We start from the raw sequence: 17,431 nt of genomic DNA, 5'->3' as shown, positions 1-17,431 counted from the left end.
GGTCGGCTCCCTCTTACTCCTCGTTGTCGTCGAAGGGGTTCTCGACGAGCGCGTTGGAGTGGGTGGCGGAAGCGTGAGCCAGGGTGCCCGGGTCGGCGATCGGCGTGAAGATCTGCTCGTTCTCCATGAACTCTCCTTCACAGAAAGGGAGATGCGGTGTTCGGTTGATCACCGCACCGCCACACTAGTGAATACGATTTTCATAATCTAGTGCTGGGAGAGGGTGATCTGGGTAACACACCGGCCACCCCCCCTCGGGGTCCCGGCCGACCCGGCCGGACACCCTCAGGACATCCGCGAGCAACCCCGGGGTGACCACATCGCCCGGCGCCCCGTCGGCCGCCACACGGCCGTCGCGGAGGGCGACGACGCGCTCGGCGAACCGGGCCGCGTGGGCCAGGTCGTGCAGCACCATGACCACGGTCAGTCCGCGCTCCTCGCGCAAGCGGACCACCGTTCGCAGCACGTCGAGTTGGTGGTGCAGGTCCAGGTAGGTGGTCGGCTCGTCCAACAGCAGAACCCGGGTGTCCTGGGCCAGCGCCATCGCCAGACGGACGCGCTGACGCTCGCCCCCCGACAGCGCGTCGACGGCACGGTCGGCCCACCCCTCCACTCCGACGTCGCGCAGGGCCCGGCACGCGACGGGGTCGTCGTCCTCGCGCAGCATGCCCAGCGGTCCGCGCGCCGCGTAGCGACCCTGACGCACGAGTTGACGTACCGTCATGTCCGGCACCGACGGGGCGGCCTGGTGGAGCAGGGCCGCCCTGCGGGCCGTGGCGCGCCGGGACAACCGGGCGAGGTCGTCACCGCCCAACAGCACGCGCCCCTCGGTCGGTCGGAGCAACCCGGCGGCCAGCCGCAGCAGGGTCGACTTGCCGCAGCCGTTCAGACCGACGAGGGCGGTCAGTTCACCGGGCCGCACGCTCAGGTCGACGCCCCGTAGCACCGGTCGTCCGGGGTAGCCGAAGTGGACCCCCTCCAGATGGATCCCCAGGGACTCGGTCATGCGTGTCCTCGATTCGACGTCAGAAGGAACGACTCGGCGTGCGGCGTACCACGACCAGCAGCGACGCCGCTCCGAGGCAGGCGGTGAGGGCCCCGACCGGCACCGTCAACCGCTCGGCGTCCAGCAGCCACGCCACCAGCCGGGCGGAGGACTGCGCCGCGACGTCCGCCACTCCGACCACCACCGCGCCCGCCAGTGCCGCGCCGGGAAGGCTCGCCCGCAGGTCCGCGCCGAAGACGGCCACCGCCAAGTGGGGCACGAGCAACCCCACGAAACCCAACGCCCCGACGGCGGCCACCGCCCCGGCCGTCAACGCCACCGCGCACAGCAGGGCGAGAGAACGGGCCCGGTGGACGGAGAGGCCGGCCGCCAGGGCGATGTCGTCCCCACAGCGCAGCAGCGTCAAGGGACCCGCCATCGACCAGGCGACCGCCACCCAGAGCAGGGCCCACGGCCACAACAGGTGCCAGTGCTCCCACACCCGACCCTCCGTCGTGCCGACCAACCACTGCACGACGCTGCCGAGTTCCCCTGGCTCCACCAGGAGCACCATGGCCGTGAACCCGCCGAGCACCGCGGACACCAGCACCCCGTGCACGGCCGTCCGCGCGGGGTCGCCACCGCCCCGGCCGGCCAGGAGCCACAGCAGCCCCGCCCCGACGAACCCGCCCGCGCACGCGGCGAGGACGACGGCCAGGGGCGACTCCCACCCGGCGAGCCCCAGGGCCGTCGCGGTCACGGCACCGAGCACCGCGCCCGGGGTCACCCCCGTCACCTCCGGCCCCGCCAGCGGGTTGCGAAGCGCGGATTGCAGGACCAGCCCGGCCACGGCGAGACACGCGCCCGCGCAGAGGGTCACCAACATCCTGGGCACGCGGAGTCGGAACAGGATGTGGCGCTCCGTCGCGTCTCCGCCGCCGCCCAGGACGTCCCAGGCGACACCGGGAGACATGCCGCGTCCCACCACCAACTCCGCACCGGCGCACGCCACGACCAGCGCCACGAGAACCGCGAACCGCCGTTTCACCCCGCACCCCTTGTCCCGCCGTCACCGGAGGACGACGCCTGTCCGCGGACGACCCCACCACCCCCGGGCTTCACTCCGACGACGTTCTCGGCCCCACCCGCACCGGGCGGGGCGCCGAACACCCCGGCCCCCAGCGTGACGTCCTCGGCCCCCAAGGACGCGATCCGCTGCTCGGACACGGGCGTGTCCGCCGTCGCCGAGGCCGCCGGCAGGCGGTTCCGGGCCGCGCGGCCACGACCGCCCGCCCGCATCAACACCACCCCGGCGGGCACCCCCAGCAGAGCCGTCCACGCCCCGGCCGGCGTCTCCACCGGTGCCAGCGCCAGCCGGGCCGGGAGATCGGCGACGGCCACCACGACGGCACCCCAGGCGGCGGACCAGGGAAGCCAACGCACGGCCCCGGCGGCGGGGTCGAACCACCGGGCCAGATGCGGGGCGAGAAACCCCACCCATGCCACGGGGCCGCACACGGCCGTCACCGGGGCGATCAACACCACCGCGATGGCCAGCGCCGCCAACCGCGCACGCCGGACGCGCACGCCCAGGGCCTCCGCGTCCTCGTCGCCCATACGCATCACCGAGAGGACGGGCGCGCAGAGCACCAGGGCGGGGACCGCGACCAGCGGCCAGGGCCACAGGCCCGCCACGTCGTCCCAGGTCCGGGCGGACAGGGAGCCGAGCAGGTACCGGTAGATCAGCTGAAGGTCCAACTGATCGGCCATGACCATCAGCACGAGCAGCGCCGCCTGCATCGCGGCGGCCACCGCCGCGCCCGTCAACAACACCGCGGAAGGACCACGGCCGAGGCCGGCGGCCAACAGCGTGAGCCCGCCACCGACCACGGCCCCGGCGAGGGCGGTCAGGGGCTGGACGACGGCCGGCAGGGAAAGGCTCAGCACCAGGGGGGCGGCGACCCCCAGCGCGGCGCCGGACGACACACCGAGCATCTCCGGCACCGCCAGCGGATTGCGGAGCGCCTCCTGAAGGACCAGCCCGGCCGCGCCCAGGCAGGCTCCGGCGACGAGCGCCAGCACCAGCCTCGGTACGCGGAGTTCCGTGACGACGATCCCGGCGAGCGTGGTGTCCCCCTCCAGCACCGTCGCGACCAGCCGGTGCGGCGGCACGTAGGGGGTGCCGAGGACGAGCGCGCAGACCGAGGCGGCGGCCAACAGTCCGGCGACCAAGAGGGGTTGCCCCCTCCGTGCCCCCTTCGACGCCCCCCGACCTCCCCTCGGTGGTGGGGGGGCCGGGGCGAGCACCGAGCGGGGCGTTCTCACCGCAGCGCGGCCGTGGCCTCGTCGAGGACGATACCCAGCGAGCGGGTACCACGCCCCTTGGCCCACACCTCGGAGTCCACCTCGTGCACGTCACCGTTCCGCACGGCCGGGATCTTGCCCCACAGAGGGTTCTCGGCCAGTGTCTCGGAGAGCTCGGCGTCCGCGTCACCGAAGCTCAGGGTCTCGACGAACAACACCTCGACGTCGCCGGCCAGGATCTCCTCCAGGCTGTAACTCCCCTCCACGCCGCGGGACTCCCAGGGGTAGTCGGCGATCCTGGGGAAGAGGCCGGCGGCCACGTCCGACTCCGGTGCCGCGACGCCGAAGTTCTCGTCACTGCCGTAGATGACCAGCGCGGTCCGGTCGCTGGGAGCCTTCTCGGCCGCGGCGAGCTTGGTCCGGAACGCCTCCTCGGCCTTCTCGCCCTGATCGGTCCGGCCGGTCAGCGCGGCGAGGTCGCGCAGGTATCCGACGCTGTCCTCCCACGTCGCGGGTTGCACGGCCCAGAAGGTCGTGGCACCCTCCAGCGCCGGCGCGAGCTTGCCGTGGGTGTCCTCCAGACCGATGACCAGGTCGGGCTTGTGGGAGAGGATCGCCTCCACCTCCGGGGCGAGGAACCCCCCGGGGATCACGTCCACCTCCGCGGCCTTCTCCTCCCCGAGGAAGTCCGGGTGCGCCAGCAGCGCGCTGTTGGTGGCCGTCGGGACCATGCCCAACTCGGTCAGCATGTCGTCGCAGAGGGCGACCAGGCAGACGATCCGCTCGGGCTCCTCCGCCAGGGAGACCTCGACGCCGTTGGTGTCGGTCAGCGCCGTGGTGGCCGTGATGGGCTCGACCGCGACATCGGTCGTCGCCGTCGGGTCGGCCTCGCCGTTCGCCGATCCATCCGACGAGGAACCGCAACCCACCAGGACGGACCCCACCAGGGCCGCGGCGACCCAACCACGGACAAGTCTCGACGGTGCGCGCGTCATCCGCGTCCTCGCTCTTCCTAGGTGCCGGGAACGCATCGAAGATACATGATAATCGTTTTCAGCCGAGTGGTTTCCCGAAAGAGGACCCATGTCCCTTGACCCCCCCGTCCTGTTCGTCTCCGACCACCTGGCGGGAGCCGTCCACGTGCTGACCGTGCCGGACGGCACGCCCGTCGGACGCCTGAGCAGCCGTCATATCTCAGAGCACGCGGGATTCTTGGCACTCCCCGGCGGCCGTACCGCGTGCGTCGACGATCGACGAGGCGAACTCCTGATCCTCGATCCCCACGCCGAGCGACTCGTGGAGCGCGCGTTCCCCGTCGCCGTGCCGGCCGAGCACCTCGCATGCGACCCGTCCGGTCGCCATCTGGCCGTCACCACCGGCCTGGGCGCCAACGAGACACCCTGGTCGGACCTGCTCACCGTGATCGACCTGACCACCGGCGACACCTCGACGGTGCGCACCCGCGTCGGCGAACCCGGGGTCACCGTGCTGGGAGGCGAGGACCCCCTCGTCGTACTGCGGCACCGGGAGCCGGGCCAGTGGGCCGCCCACCACTTCGCCGACCTGCTGGCGGCTCCCCCAGGCTGCCCCCCGGCCACGCCTCGGTCCGTCCTGCCCCTGCCCGACGACGGACACGGGGACGCACAACTTCCCGACACCGGGCACGTCTTCGCCGCCACGAGCAGGGGTGTGCACCGCGCCCGCCGGCGAGGCGGCGCACTCGCCGCGGAAACACCCATCCCCTGGGGATCACGGTCCCGGGGCTGGTATCTCCGGCTCGACACCCGGCGACGGGCCCTGTGGAGCACGCTGCGCGGCGGTGACCCCGACCCCCGGCTCTGGCCGGAATGGACCAACCACGCCTGGCGCCACGGCCTCGACACCGGCCACACGGACCACGTCGACCTCGGCCCAGGACTCGTCTTCCGGCTCGCCCTCGCCCGGCGCCACACCGCATTCACCCGTGTCCACCCCGACGGCGACGAGTTGATCCTCCTCTCCCCCGACGACACCGTCCGCCGGGTTCCCCTGCCCGCGATGGACGGCGCGCCGCGCCGGGGCACCACCCCGTGGGAAGGTGTCCAACGGCGCGCCATCGCCGCCTCCCCGGCCTCCGACTGGATCGCCGTGACCCGCGGCGGCCACGGAGAGGTCCACATCGTCGACGCCGTGACCGGACACGAGGCCGCTCGTCCGCGACCGGGAACCCCCCTGCACCACGGTGGCCACCTGGCGCTGCGCAGTCGGGACGACGGGGCGGACGGTGACCCCGTGGGCAGGTAGGCGGTGCTCGGTCGCCGAGCACACGACCCGGCACCGACACCTTCGGCGCTGCTCCGCCGGCCTGTTCCTCTCTCCCGCCGCCTCCGCGTCCCCACGCTTGGCCGCGTCGCGAGCGCTTCCCGCTCTCGGCGCGGCCAAGCGACCGGGGACGACGAGACCGAAGGCCCGCGCGTCGAACCCCGGCGTTCGCAATCCGCCATCCTCACCGGCCCCCGGGAGCACCCCCCGCGAGACCACCGGGCCCGCCAAGTCCCGGCGCGACATCCTCAGCGCCCTCGGAATCGCCGCACCCGGGAAAGCCACCGAACTCACCACACCGCTCCTACCAGCATGAAAGCCGACCCGAGGGCACGCCCCCACGGCATGGCATCAGGGGGTCCACCCACACGCGGACCGTTCGCGGCCCGCGCCATGCGAACCCGAGCCACGGCATGGATCACGCCATCTCGGCACCGTTCGCGTTGTCGCCACGACGCACCATGGGAGAGAATGTTCGAATCGCTGTGGTAGCTGGTGAACACGGGAACCGTGTGACGCTCCAGGACCGAACTGGCCCGGCGCACGACACTATTGACACGGGGGCGGTGCGTGAAGTTCGACATGGGGTCGACGACCCTGGCGAATCTCGGCAAGAGCACGATGGGGTCGAGTGACGACCTCGGCACACTCATCCAGTGGCTGATCGCTGCCGCGGAACCGCTGGAGGGGAAGTTCAACGGCGCGGGGAAGGCCGCGTTCGACTCGTTCAAGATGCGTGCGGACGAGATCACGGACGCGCTGAACGGTTCGTTGAGATCGATCCTGGGCGGTCAGGCGGGGATGGACGAGGCATTCGGCAGCGGTGACCTGGAGCAGCAGGACAACGCCAACAAGAACATGGGCGCCGCCAACTTCGACGCCGCCCGATTCGGCGCACGCTGACGCGACGAGGGGGACGCTTCGCGATGGGACAGAACCAGGACCGCCGCTCCTACGACACAGGTGCCTCGGCCGACGTTCAGGCAAGCTTGCGGACCGTGATCGGGAACCTGGAGCGGGTACTCGGCGACCGTGACCGAGCGGTGAGGGCCGCGATGGCCGACTACCAGGCCGACGGCGTGTCGGACGAGTACCACGGCAAGGAGGTGCGCTGGAGCAGCGCGGCCAACGAGGTCCGCGACATCATCCGGCTGGTGCGCGCCACGCTGGAGGAAAACGACAGCACCGCGCAGACCACACTGGCCAGGGCCCGTGCGGCGGTCGACAACATCGGCTGACGGTCACGCGCCGCAACGGCGGTGGGTGCCAGGTGGCAACGGGGGATCGGCATGCCTGCGTGGGACATCTCGCCGTCCGGCGTCGAGTTCGTGGTCTCGCTCGTGCGGGACGCGATGGACGACATGGCCAAGGACGTCGAGTCGTACGGAAGAAACGTGGAGAGCGCGGCGGCGTCGGCCGGCACCATCGCCGGCACGGACAGCGGAGCCGCGCCGACCGGCGCCATCGCGGCGGCACTGGCGCTGTTCGTGGAGAGGACCGCCCCGGACGTGATGTTCCTCGGGGCGCGGGCGGCCAAGTCCGTGAACGCGGCCCGGGAGGCCGCCGCGTACTACGTCCTCGGGGATCTGGACATGGCCGCCACCAGTCAGCACCGGTCCCTTTCCGCGCCGAAGGTCGACCTTCCGGGAGCCGGTGACAGCCAGGACGGTGGCGGGTGATCGAACCATCCGGCATATCGCAGTTCACGGGCGATCTGGACCAGTTGGAGAGGGACGTCGCGGGGTTGCGAGGCGACGCCATCGGGATCCGCGGCGACGGGATGGACGCGCACTCCCGCTTCCAGGCTCTGGAGGCCTTCTACACCGCGCCGGAGGCGGACGACCTGTTCGCCACGACGCGTCCGGTGATGGACCAGGCCGACTCCTTCGCCGCGAAGCTGGAGACGGTCGCCGACGCGCTGGACACGTTCTCCGTGGAGGCGCGCCCGCTCACCCGGCGCCTGGCCCAGCTCAAGTCGGACGCGATCACGTTCGTCGACGGCGTCCGGGGCGACGACGAGTGGATGTACGACGAGGGCAAGATCCAGCGGCACCAGGAGCTCATGGACGGCGTGGCCGCCGCTGAGAGCGCCTTCCGGGAGGCCGAACGCAGGGCCGCCGGCAAGATCTCGGCGATCGTGGGTGGGCCCGAGTTCGTGGTCGACGACGGCAGTCACACCTCGAACGGCGAGACCGTGATGTACGGCTACGACGCCGACGTACTCCAGCAGGCCGAGGAACTGCCCTGGGGAACGCCGGAAAGCGAGTCCCACCACGCGTGGGAAGTCGGCTACTGGGCCAAGAGCTTCTTCTGGGACGGCCTGGTCATCGACAACATCGTGGGCAGTGTCAAGGGGCTGGGCACCCTGGTCGGCTGGGACGGCTCGGATGCGGCCGGGGACGCCTGGAGTCACCTCGGTGACATCGTCAGCGGCATCGGCCAGTACACCACCACTCCCTACGACGCCTTCATGGACCGGGCGATCGGCCCGGACGAGGAGAGCGCCACCGAGACCCGACAGAAGCAAGCCGCCAAGGACTTCGGCAAGTCCCTGGTCGCCTGGGACATGTGGGGTGAAAACCCCGCCCGCGCTTCCGCGACCGTCGTCTTCAACGTCCTCACACTCGGCGCCGGGCCACTGGCCGCCGCCTCCAAGGGCGGCAGGGCCGGCGCGGGAGCGAGGACCGCCGCCACCGCGGCCAGGATCGGCGAGTACATCGATCCGGTCGCGGCGGGGCTCAAGGTATCGGGGAAGGCCGTCGGCGCCCTCCCCAAGATCTCGGACGTGACGGCGAACATTCGCACCGGCTTCGCCGGCGCGGGTGACTCGCAGCGTCTCAACAGCGTGCTGGAACTCGACGACGGCTCCAAGGTCATCGTCGAGGACGGACAGTTCATCCCCGTCGACAAGCGCGGCAACGCCATCGGTGGCACACCACGCCGGGAAGCATCGGCGAGTACGCGCACCGCACCGGAGCCGACTCCGGAGCCGACTCCGGCAAGGCAGCGCGAACTCGCCGGAGTCGGCGCGAGCTCCCGGATGCCCGGGGTGGGCGCTCACGCAGGCGAGAACCTGCCCCCGCAAGCCGGTCATGAGACCCCAACCAACCACGGAAGCGGCGCGGCGCCTCACAGCCGGGGTCCAGCCCCAGGCGGGACCGGGGCTGGGCATGCTGCCGACTCGGGCACATCGAGGTCCCATGTCGAGCCTGTCGGCGCCGGCCACGGCGGTACGAGCTCCGGCGGACACGTTCCTGAGCAGCGTGGTGGCGGTAGCAGCCCGACCGGCGGCGGGCGAAGTGGCGCGACCGACCCCGTAGACGTGATGCGACAGCAGGTCAACCGTGCCAATACCGAGCCGGGGTACTTCGAGAAGTACTACAAGGTCAACGGCAACCGACTCAGCACGAGAGTGACCGACGAGGGCGGGTTCGTTCCGCCTCAGCTGGTGAAGGACCCGGAGACCGGGAAGTGGATCGCGGCATCAGAGGCCCCGCCGCCCGTTCCTCCGAAGTTCCTCGGAGACCCCGTCCTCGGTACCCGGGCGGCCGCGAGTCCGGATGCTCTCACCAAGCTCGACGACGCGGCGCAAAGGCGTCACAGGGCTATCGCCGCCGACCAACTGGCTGAGGGCCAGCTGAAGGACGCGCAGAATGCACTCGCAGCCCACGACACCCCGGCGAACCAGGCTGCCGTAGACGCCGCAGACAGCGCACACAAGCCACTGCACAAGCAGATGTCGGAGTCCGGTGAAGCATACGGAGAGGCCATAGCCGAGTATCATGTGGTTCCCGAGCACTACCCGAATGCGACGATAGAGAAGCTCGACGGGCCGGCGAACGGCAACGACCAATTCGACCAGGTATGGCGGCGCGAAGACGGCGGCTATGTCGTGATCGAGGCAAAGAGTAGCGTCAGCACGCAGTTGGGGGCGCGGAATCTACCGAACGGCCGCCGCGTCTCGCAGGGAACCCGCGAGTACTTCCTAGACATCATCCGGGAGATGCACAAGCGAGGACGAAAGAACCCCAATGAGGCCAGGCTGGCCGACGAACTCGAGGAGGCCCTTGACCTGGACAAACTGGACTACATTCTGGTCAAGGGGAACGTCAACGCCGGACAGTATGCTGGCTACACCCTGCAGAAGTTCGACATTGGGTGACGGGAGAACCTGGTGACGGTGAAGGTGCCTCGACACGGCAGCCCTGGACCTGATGACGAGGCGTATGCGCAGTCCCTAGGTGAAGGAGTAGTCAGGACACTCGGCAGGCTGGCGCAGTCTCCTCGCATGTTTGACATCGCATTGACTAAGGCCGTCTTGCACGTGCAAGCACGCCTGGCGGTCGACCCGGAGGCCTCCGGCATCGACACCTGGGAAGCCGTCGTCTCCGCGATGCAGGTGGGCTCGGCCATGTACGCCGCGGCCACCAAGGACGAGGGAACCGTCCAGTGCCGTGTCAACCACGAACTGCGCACCATCCCGGCCACCGGTCCCCAGTCGCACACGGACGCGGGCAACTGGATCACCGCATTCTGGCTTGCCATCGTATGCCGCGATCAGCACCGCATGACTCAACTGTGCGAAATCCCACTCGATCTACTACGCGCCTCGGGCGCTGAGTACGACGAATACATCTACCACTGGGTGGATGCCCTGCAGGCGTACTGGCTGGAGCGGCCCGGACTGGTCGACAAGCTGACCGCGGCGATCGAGTCGTCCTATCCTGAGGTGGCGCGGATCACTGAAAGGGATCTTCTGGAGAAGATCCTCTACCAGCCGATCAATCTCTTTCACCGATTCCTACGTCAAGACCACGACGGATTCAATCAGGCCTTGGTGGAATCCCTTCAACTGCACAAGGCGTACTGGACCGCCACAGATGAACGGGATGAGAGCGTTGAGGGCTATCTCGCTCTCGGGCCTCTCGCCATCGCTTGCCTGGCCTACGACGCGGGCTTCCCGATCGGCGTCGAGTCGGACTACCTGCCTGGTGAGTTGCTCAACCGCGCCTGGCTGGGCGAATTCGAGACATGACGGGGCGTGCACACGTAGGGGATGGCGGGTATGGGGGCACAGGACTACGACAGTCAGCTGCTGGAGTCGGTGTCGGTACGGCGCCGTCGGTTGAGGGACGCCCTGGTGTTCGGCACCCAGCGGCAGCGGCGTTCGCTGGACGAGCGGTTGGGGAAGGTGTTCGCCGGGGTGGTGATCGCGGCCGTTCTGTGCGCGGGCTGCGTGGGCTGGTCGTTCGTTTCCCACCGGTTGATCGGGCAGAGCCCGTACGGCTCTTCGGTACAGCCCTCTTCGTCGCCTTCCGTAGCGCCTTCGGTTCGATGATAGGTTCGAACGCGTGACATCCGCGGGGTCTGTGAGCCGTACGGCGTTGAGCCGAGTCACTCTCGTCGGTGAGCGGCGGCGGGTCGACCTCGTTCTCCCGTCCCAGGAGCCGGTGGGTCTCCTTCTGCCGGCAGTGATGCGGCTGTTGGACGACCGAGTGTCGGCTCGGCCGGAGCTGCGGCACCTGGTGGCGGCGGATGGTTCGGCACTCGCACACGACAGCACGTTGGAGTCGGCGGGTGTGCCGGACGGTGCGGTGCTGCGGCTGGTGAGGTTGGAGGATGCGCCGTCCGCGCCGGTCGTGCATGACGTCACCGACGAGGTCGCCGACGATCTGGACCTACGGGCGTGGCGGTGGAGGCCGGCGGCGCGGCGTGTCGTCGCGGGCGCGACGACCGTCGGCTGGGCGCTCGTCACCGGGGTCCTGGTACGGGGGCACTTCGACTCGTCGCACGCGGGGAGCGTCCTTCTCGCCATCGCCGTCGTTTCGGCGTTCGTTGCCGTGTTGTGCGGCCGGGCGCGGCAGCACGGGCTCGCCGCCACGCTGATCGTCGCGGGCGGGATGCTGGGTGGCCTGGGGATGTGGACATCGGCGGACGCCTACGTGTGGCCGATCTCGGTACGGCTGGCGGGCGTGGCGGCCGTCGTGGTGCTGGTGCTGCTGCTCCTGGGGTGGTTCTCCCCGCTGGGTCGGGGCGCGTTGATCGGTGCGGCGGCGGCCGGTGGATGCGTCGCCCTGTGGGAAGTGACCGCCTGGCAGCAGCTGGGTGCGGGCACCCTGGTCGAGCTGGGGCGCACCGGGGCGCTTCTCGCGGTCGTCTCGGTCGTGTCGCTGGGCCTGCTGCCCCGGCTGGCGATGATGACGTCGGGGCTGTCCGGGCTGGACGACCGTCGGACGGGCGGGGTGTCCGTGAGCCGCTATCAGGTGACCACCGCACTGACGGCCACGCATCGAGGGCTGGCCTTGGCGACAGTCTTTCTGGCCGTTTCAGCGGCAGTGGCGGGCGTGCTCGTGTCGCGGGTGCCTTCGGTGTGGGCTGTCCTGCTCGCGGTCGTCACCGCGATGGTGCTCGCGCTGCGGGCCCGGGCCTTTCCCCTGGTAGCCGAAGTCCTGGCTCTGCTGCTGGCCTCGGCGGCGGTGACCGTCCAGCTGATCATGATGTGGCTCGAGCACGGGGGCACCACAGGACCGCTGGTGGCGCTCGGCGTGCTGACAGCGGGGCCCGTGGTGGTCCTCGCGGTGGAACCGGCCGAGCATGTGCGGGTGCGGCTGCGCCGCGCCGGAGACTTCCTCGAGTCGATAGGCGTCATCGCCCTGTTCCCGCTGGTCCTCGGGGTGTTCGGTGTGTACGGTCGCCTGCTCGACACCTTCGCGTAGGCCCTGCGGCATGGGCCACGGAAAGGACTGGCAGCAGGACGTACTGCGGGAGTTGGCCGGGACTCCCAATGCCGAGACGGACCAGCCGGCAACGCCGCCCGCAGCACGCCCCGAACCGCCCGCGGAACACCGCGACCCGCCCCGGGAGTCCGCACCGAGCACGCCACCGACGCCCCGGGGCGTGCGGAATCCACGTGCCCCCGTCCCGACACCGGAGTCGGTGCCCACTGTGGACCCGCGGCTCGCGCTGGCCCTCGGCCCCCCGCGGCACGGAGACTCGGTGGCCCGGCGCACCGGGCGGGCGCTGCGCAAGCTCACCACTTCGGTCGGGCAGGAGGTCGCCGACCAGACCCGGCTGGTCCAGGAGTTGCAGCAGCCGGTCACCACCGGGCGCGTCGTCGCCGTCACCTCCATCCGGGGCGGCGTGGGAAAGACCACGATGTCCGCCCTGCTCGGCCGCGTCTTCAACCACTACCGGCACGACCCGGTGTTGACCCTGGAGGCCGATGCCGCGTTGGGTACGCTGCCCGTGCGGATGGGAGCGGAGTCGGTGCGCTGGTCCTGCTCCGATCTCGCCCACATCCTCACTCCCGACATGCGGTTGACCGACATCACCGGCTACTTGGTACCCGTGGTGGACGGCGGCTGGCTGCTGCCCGCGAGCCGGGGCCGGGTCGGAGCGCCACTGGACATGCGGACGTACCGCACGGTGACTCTGGCACTGCGCAGGTACTTCGCGGTGACCGTCGTCGACTGCGAGACCCTGCCGGGCGAGGTCGCACGCACCGCGATGGACACCGCGCACGCTCGCGTGGTGGTCGCCCCCATGACCGCGGAGGGCGTCAACGGCACCCGCGTCGTCCTGGACTGGCTCGCTCGACTGCCGCACTCCGCACTGGCCACCGCCGTGGTGGCGCTCACCGCGCACTCCCCCGATGCCACCCTCGACCTGGAGGCGGCGAGCGCGCACCTGCGCGAGACCGGGGTACCCGTCGTCGCTCTGCCCTACGACCGCCATCTGGCCCAGGGAGGCCCCATCCACACCGCTGTGCTCGGCCGGGCCACCCGCGATGCCGCCATCCGGCTGGCGGCCGAAGCGCTCCACCGGGCGGTGCGGGTGCGATGACCCAGCGGCTGATCCACCGGCCCGCGCGCTCCACCCGCCCGCTCGCCTCCCCGGAGCCGCGTACGATCGAGGCCCCGCCCAACCTGCCCGAGGGAAAGATCGGCAACGCGGCCACCGCGCTGCTGCCCATGGCGGGGGTGATGGGTTCGGTCGTGATGATGACCGTCGTCCGCAACAGCCGGTTCGCCGTCGTCGGCGCCGTCGTGCTCGTCTTCGCACTGCTGGGCGCCGTCGCGCTGTTCCTCTCCCAGCGGGGCAAGGCCCAGCGCACCCGGCGCACTCAGCGCGAGCGCTATCTGGAGTACCTGGAGGAACTGCGCGAGGAACTCGGGGCCGGTGAACGGGAGCGGCGTGAGCAGGCGCGGCTCCTCGGCCCGGCGCCCGAGGCACTGTACGACGTGGTGCGCGACCCGGCCCGGCTGTGGGAGCGACGCCGCCTGGACGCGGACTTCCTGCGGGTGCGTGTGGGAGTCGGCGACGTGCCGGTAGGGGACCTCGTGATCGGGCAGAACCCCGGTGGCGTGATGACCCCGCCGGACCCCTTCATGCTCAACGAGGCCCGCGCCCTTCAGAGCCGGTTCGCCACGTCGACGGAATTCCCGCTGACCGTGCCGCTCGACCGGGCGGGGAACGTCAGCGTCGTCGGCGACCGGGACGGAGTGCTGCGCGTGGCCCGTGCACTGCTCGTCCAGGCCGCGATCACGCACGCGCCGGACGATGTCTCCATCGCCGTCAGCGTGCCCGGCGAGAGCCTCGTGGAGTGGGAGTGGGTGAAGTGGCTGCCTCACGCACTCGATCCGGTCGAGCGGGACGGCCCGGTCGCCGCCCGTCGGGTCGCTCCGAGCCTGGCTCGGCTGGGCCGGCTGCTGCGCCGGGACCTGCGACGTCGTGCCTCGTACGCCGCGGAAGTCCGCAGAGGTCTGTCCGGCAAGGACGCGTTGCGCATGACCGACCGGCTCCTCGTCGTCAGTGACGCGTACGGCGGAACGGCCGCCGAACTGCCGCGCCCGGACACGGCCGTCGGCCTGACGGAGATGGGCGTGACCGTGCTGCATCTGCTGGAGCGGCGGGTCCACGAGCCGGACCAGGTCAGCGTCCGCATCACCGTCGACGGCGAACGGGTCGGTGTCGAGGATCTACGCACGTCGGACGGCCGACTGGCGCACGGCACCGGTGACTCTGTGAGCGCCTCCGGTGCGGAGGGGCTGGCTCGGATGCTGGCTCCCCTGCGGCTGTCAGCCGAGTCCGCCGCCGAGGGCGGGACCGCGGCCGGCCCCGTCGATTACCCCGCGCTGCTGGGCATAGAGGACCCGGCCGCACTCGATGTGTCCCGGCTCTGGGCACCCCGAGGCGAGCGTGACTTCCTTCGCGTTCCCATCGGGCTGACCGACCGCAACCAGCCGGTGCTGCTGGACCTCAAGGAGTCCTCCGAACTGGGCATGGGCCCGCACGGGCTGTGCGTGGGCGCGACCGGCTCCGGCAAGAGTGAACTGCTGCGTACCCTCGTGCTCGCCCTCGCCACCACCCATTCCCCCGAGGACCTGGCACTGGTCCTGGTGGACTACAAGGGTGGCGCCACCTTCGCCCCCTTCGCGGATCTGCCTCACGTGGCCGGCGTGATCACCAACCTGGAGAACCAGGCCGGGCTCGTCGAGCGGGTCCACACCAGCCTCGCCGGGGAGGTCGAGCGCCGCCAGCGGGTATTGATGAACGCGGGAAACGTCGCCGACATCGGGCACTATGCCGCCCTGCGCGCCACCGAACGCCCTGATCTCCAGCCGCTGCCGCACTTGTTCGTCGTCATCGACGAGTTCGGTGAACTGCTGACCGCCAAGCCGGAATTCATCGATCTGTTCCTGTCGATCGGCCGCATCGGGCGCTCCATCGGCGTCCACCTGCTGCTGTCCAGTCAGCGCATCGAGGGCGGCAAACTCAAGGGCCTGGACACCTACCTGTCGTACCGACTGGGTCTACGCACCTTCTCCGCCGACGAATCACGCACGGTACTGGACAGCACTGATGCCTTCCACCTGCCACCGCTGCCGGGCTTCGGCTATCTGAAGGTCGACACCTCGACATACGAGCGCTTCAAGGCAGGGTACGTCTCGGGCGCCTACCGCGCTCCCACACTCCGCGAGGAAGACAAGGTCAACGAGCCACTCGCCCGGCCCTACCCGACGTTCAACACACCGCAGTCGCCACAGACTGACGCGACAGAGGCACCCGCCGCCACCAAACGGGAAACCGGGCCCACCATCATGTCCGTGATCGTCGGCCAACTCGCCACCGCCGCCGCCCCCGTGCGCCGCGTCTGGCTACCGCCCCTGTCCAACGCCGTCACCCTGGACACCGCCGCCGGGCCTCTCCACGCCGACACCGAAGGCCTCCGCCTCACCCACCTCGACGGCCCCATGCGCATCCCCCTGGGCATCCTGGACGACCCGGCGAGACAGTGGCAGCGACCATGGCTACTCGATCTGACCGTCGCCGGCGGCCACATGGCCGTCATCGGCGGCCCCCAGTCCGGCAAGACCACGCTGCTGCGCACCCTCGCCCTCTCCCTGGCCCTCACACACACCCCGTACGACGTCGCCGTCTACGGCCTGGACCTGGTCGGCGGCGGACTGTCCGCGCTGGCCGGACTACCGAACGTCGGCGGGATCGCCGGGCGCGCCGACCACGAACGGGCCGCCCGCACAGTGGCCGAGGTACGCGCCATGCTGGCCGAACGCGAGGAACTCTTCCGCGAGCACGGCATCGACTCCGTGGACCAGCTGCGCCACCTGCGCGCCAAGGGCCGGCTGCCGGGGCTCGGCTCCACCGAGATCGTGCTGCTCATCGACGGATTCGGCGCGCTGCGCGACGAGTTCACCGACCTCGACGACGCCATGGCCGACCTGCTCAAGCGCGGCGGCGGGTACGGGATCCACATCGTCTCCGCCATGCTGCGCTGGAACGACGTCCGCATCGCCACCCAGTCCATGTTCGGCACCCGCGTCGAACTCCGCCTCAACGACCCGGCCGACTCGTCCATCGACCGCAAGCTGTCCGAGACCCTCTCCGCCGACACCCCCGGCCGGGTCCTGACCGACGCCAAGCTTTTCGCACAGGTCGCGCTGCCCCGCGTCGACGGAGATCCGCACACGGGCGACCTGGCGGCCACCCTGGAGAGAACCGCGCGCACGATCCGCGCCGGCTGGCACGGCGATCTCGCCGCCCCGATCCGGGTACTCCCCACTCGGCTCCCCGCGGCGAAGCTCCCGTCCCCGGCCACCGAGCCCAGGAAGATCCCCATCGGCGTGGACCAGGACGCGCTCGCCCCCGTCCTGCTCGACCTCTTCGAGACCGAACAGCACCTGCTGATCCTGGGTGACAGCGAGTGCGGCAAGACCAACCTGCTGAAGCTCATCACCAACCAACTCACCGCTCGTTACGCGGACGACGAGCTGGTCTTCGGCGTCTTCGACCCGCGCCGAGGCCTTCGCGGCGCCGTTCCCGAGCCCTACCGCGGCGGCTACGCCCACAACGCGAAGCTGGCCACCGCTCTGGCCACCGGCATCGCCACCGAGCTGGGAAAACGCCCGCCCGAGACGGCGGACCCCGACGCGCCGTCCACCGAGCCCGCCTTCACCGGACCCCGGATCGTGATCCTCGTCGACGACTACGACATCCTCACCACGGCCGGCCAACAGCCCCTGGCCCCTCTCCTGCCGTACGTCTCCTCGGCCCAGGACCTCGGCCTTCACTTCGTCATCACCCGTCGTGTCGCCGGATCCTCCCGTGCCCTGTACGAACCGCTGCCGACCAGCCTGCGCGAGACCGGCACCGCCGCGCTCGTCATGACCGGCGACCGCACCGAAGGCCAACTCTTCCCCGGGCTGTACGCCTCCACCCAGCCCGCCGGACGCGGCACCCTGATCCGCCGCGGCCGGCCTCACCAGCTCGTCCAGACGGCCTTCGCAGACGCCGCGGAAGGAGACGCCGAGCCGTCTTGACTTC

General features: G+C 70.7%; 15 protein-coding genes. 10 read left to right on the top strand and 5 right to left on the bottom strand.

Going from position 1 to position 17,431, the window contains the following annotated elements; all coding sequences use genetic code 11:
• Nucleotides 1–13: 13 nt before the first annotated feature.
• From amiA to JEK78_RS15000, 5 genes are all read right to left on the bottom strand, one after another.
• Entirely contained in the window at nt 14–127 is a 114-nt protein-coding gene (gene amiA, locus JEK78_RS23420) for a streptamidine family RiPP (protein WP_242483085.1), read from the bottom strand.
• Between the two features lie 57 nt (nt 128–184).
• Entirely contained in the window at nt 185–1,006 is an 822-nt protein-coding gene (locus JEK78_RS15015; RefSeq protein ID WP_200259365.1) for an ABC transporter ATP-binding protein, read from the bottom strand.
• 19 nt (nt 1,007–1,025) lie between these two features.
• Nucleotides 1,026–2,033, bottom strand: coding sequence for an iron ABC transporter permease (locus tag JEK78_RS15010; protein WP_200259362.1), 1,008 nt, complete (start codon nt 2,031–2,033; stop codon nt 1,026–1,028).
• Nucleotides 2,030–3,217: an iron ABC transporter permease gene (locus tag JEK78_RS15005; RefSeq protein WP_242483084.1), complete on the bottom strand. Its 1,188-nt coding sequence runs from the start codon at nt 3,215–3,217 to the stop codon at nt 2,030–2,032. Before JEK78_RS15005 ends, JEK78_RS15010 begins: the two co-directional genes overlap by 4 nt.
• Before the next feature lie 89 nt (nt 3,218–3,306).
• Nucleotides 3,307–4,284 (bottom strand): ABC transporter substrate-binding protein, encoded by a 978-nt coding sequence (locus tag JEK78_RS15000; protein WP_200259359.1) that lies wholly within the window; start codon nt 4,282–4,284, stop codon nt 3,307–3,309.
• A gap of 88 nt (nt 4,285–4,372) precedes the next feature.
• Between JEK78_RS15000 and JEK78_RS14995 the strand changes: the two genes are divergently transcribed.
• The 10 genes from JEK78_RS14995 to eccCa all read left to right on the top strand — a co-directional run bounded on the left by JEK78_RS14995 (nt 4,373) and on the right by eccCa (nt 17,427).
• Nucleotides 4,373–5,572 (top strand): hypothetical protein, encoded by a 1,200-nt coding sequence (locus JEK78_RS14995; RefSeq protein WP_200259356.1) that lies wholly within the window; start codon nt 4,373–4,375, stop codon nt 5,570–5,572.
• A 588-nt stretch (nt 5,573–6,160) separates the two neighbouring features.
• Nucleotides 6,161–6,493, top strand: coding sequence for a hypothetical protein (locus JEK78_RS14990; protein ID WP_200259354.1), 333 nt, complete (start codon nt 6,161–6,163; stop codon nt 6,491–6,493).
• Between the two features lie 23 nt (nt 6,494–6,516).
• Nucleotides 6,517–6,828, top strand: coding sequence for a pore-forming ESAT-6 family protein (locus tag JEK78_RS14985; protein WP_200259352.1), 312 nt, complete (start codon nt 6,517–6,519; stop codon nt 6,826–6,828).
• A gap of 51 nt (nt 6,829–6,879) precedes the next feature.
• Nucleotides 6,880–7,269: a DUF6507 family protein gene (locus JEK78_RS14980; RefSeq protein ID WP_200259351.1), complete on the top strand. Its 390-nt coding sequence runs from the start codon at nt 6,880–6,882 to the stop codon at nt 7,267–7,269.
• On the top strand, nt 7,266–9,752 hold the full coding sequence (locus JEK78_RS14975; protein WP_200259349.1) for a hypothetical protein: 2,487 nt from the start codon (nt 7,266–7,268) through the stop codon (nt 9,750–9,752). The genes JEK78_RS14980 and JEK78_RS14975 overlap by 4 nt, the downstream gene beginning before the upstream one ends.
• A 12-nt stretch (nt 9,753–9,764) precedes the next feature.
• A complete protein-coding gene (locus JEK78_RS14970) occupies nt 9,765–10,625 on the top strand; it encodes an immunity 49 family protein (protein ID WP_200259346.1) in 861 nt (286 codons plus the stop codon).
• 30 nt (nt 10,626–10,655) lie between these two features.
• Entirely contained in the window at nt 10,656–10,928 is a 273-nt protein-coding gene (locus JEK78_RS14965) for a hypothetical protein (protein ID WP_200259344.1), read from the top strand.
• Between the two features lie 13 nt (nt 10,929–10,941).
• The gene (locus JEK78_RS14960) at nt 10,942–12,306 is read left to right on the top strand and encodes an EsaB/YukD family protein (protein ID WP_200259342.1); all 1,365 of its coding nucleotides are present in this window, start codon (nt 10,942–10,944) and stop codon (nt 12,304–12,306) included.
• 10 nt (nt 12,307–12,316) lie between these two features.
• Nucleotides 12,317–13,432 carry a MinD/ParA family protein gene (locus tag JEK78_RS14955; protein WP_200259340.1) on the top strand — a complete coding sequence of 372 codons (1,116 nt, stop codon included), beginning with the start codon at nt 12,317–12,319 and terminating at the stop codon, nt 13,430–13,432.
• The gene (gene eccCa, locus JEK78_RS14950; RefSeq protein WP_200259338.1) at nt 13,429–17,427 is read left to right on the top strand and encodes a type VII secretion protein EccCa; all 3,999 of its coding nucleotides are present in this window, start codon (nt 13,429–13,431) and stop codon (nt 17,425–17,427) included. The genes JEK78_RS14955 and eccCa overlap by 4 nt, the downstream gene beginning before the upstream one ends.
• Nucleotides 17,428–17,431: the final 4 nt, after the last annotated feature.

The organism is Streptomyces sp. HSG2, assembly GCF_016598575.1.
Classification (GTDB): Bacteria; Actinomycetota; Actinomycetes; order Streptomycetales; family Streptomycetaceae; genus Streptomyces.
Note: the sequence above shows the minus strand (reverse complement) of the source record. Positions and strands in the feature narration are given on the sequence as shown.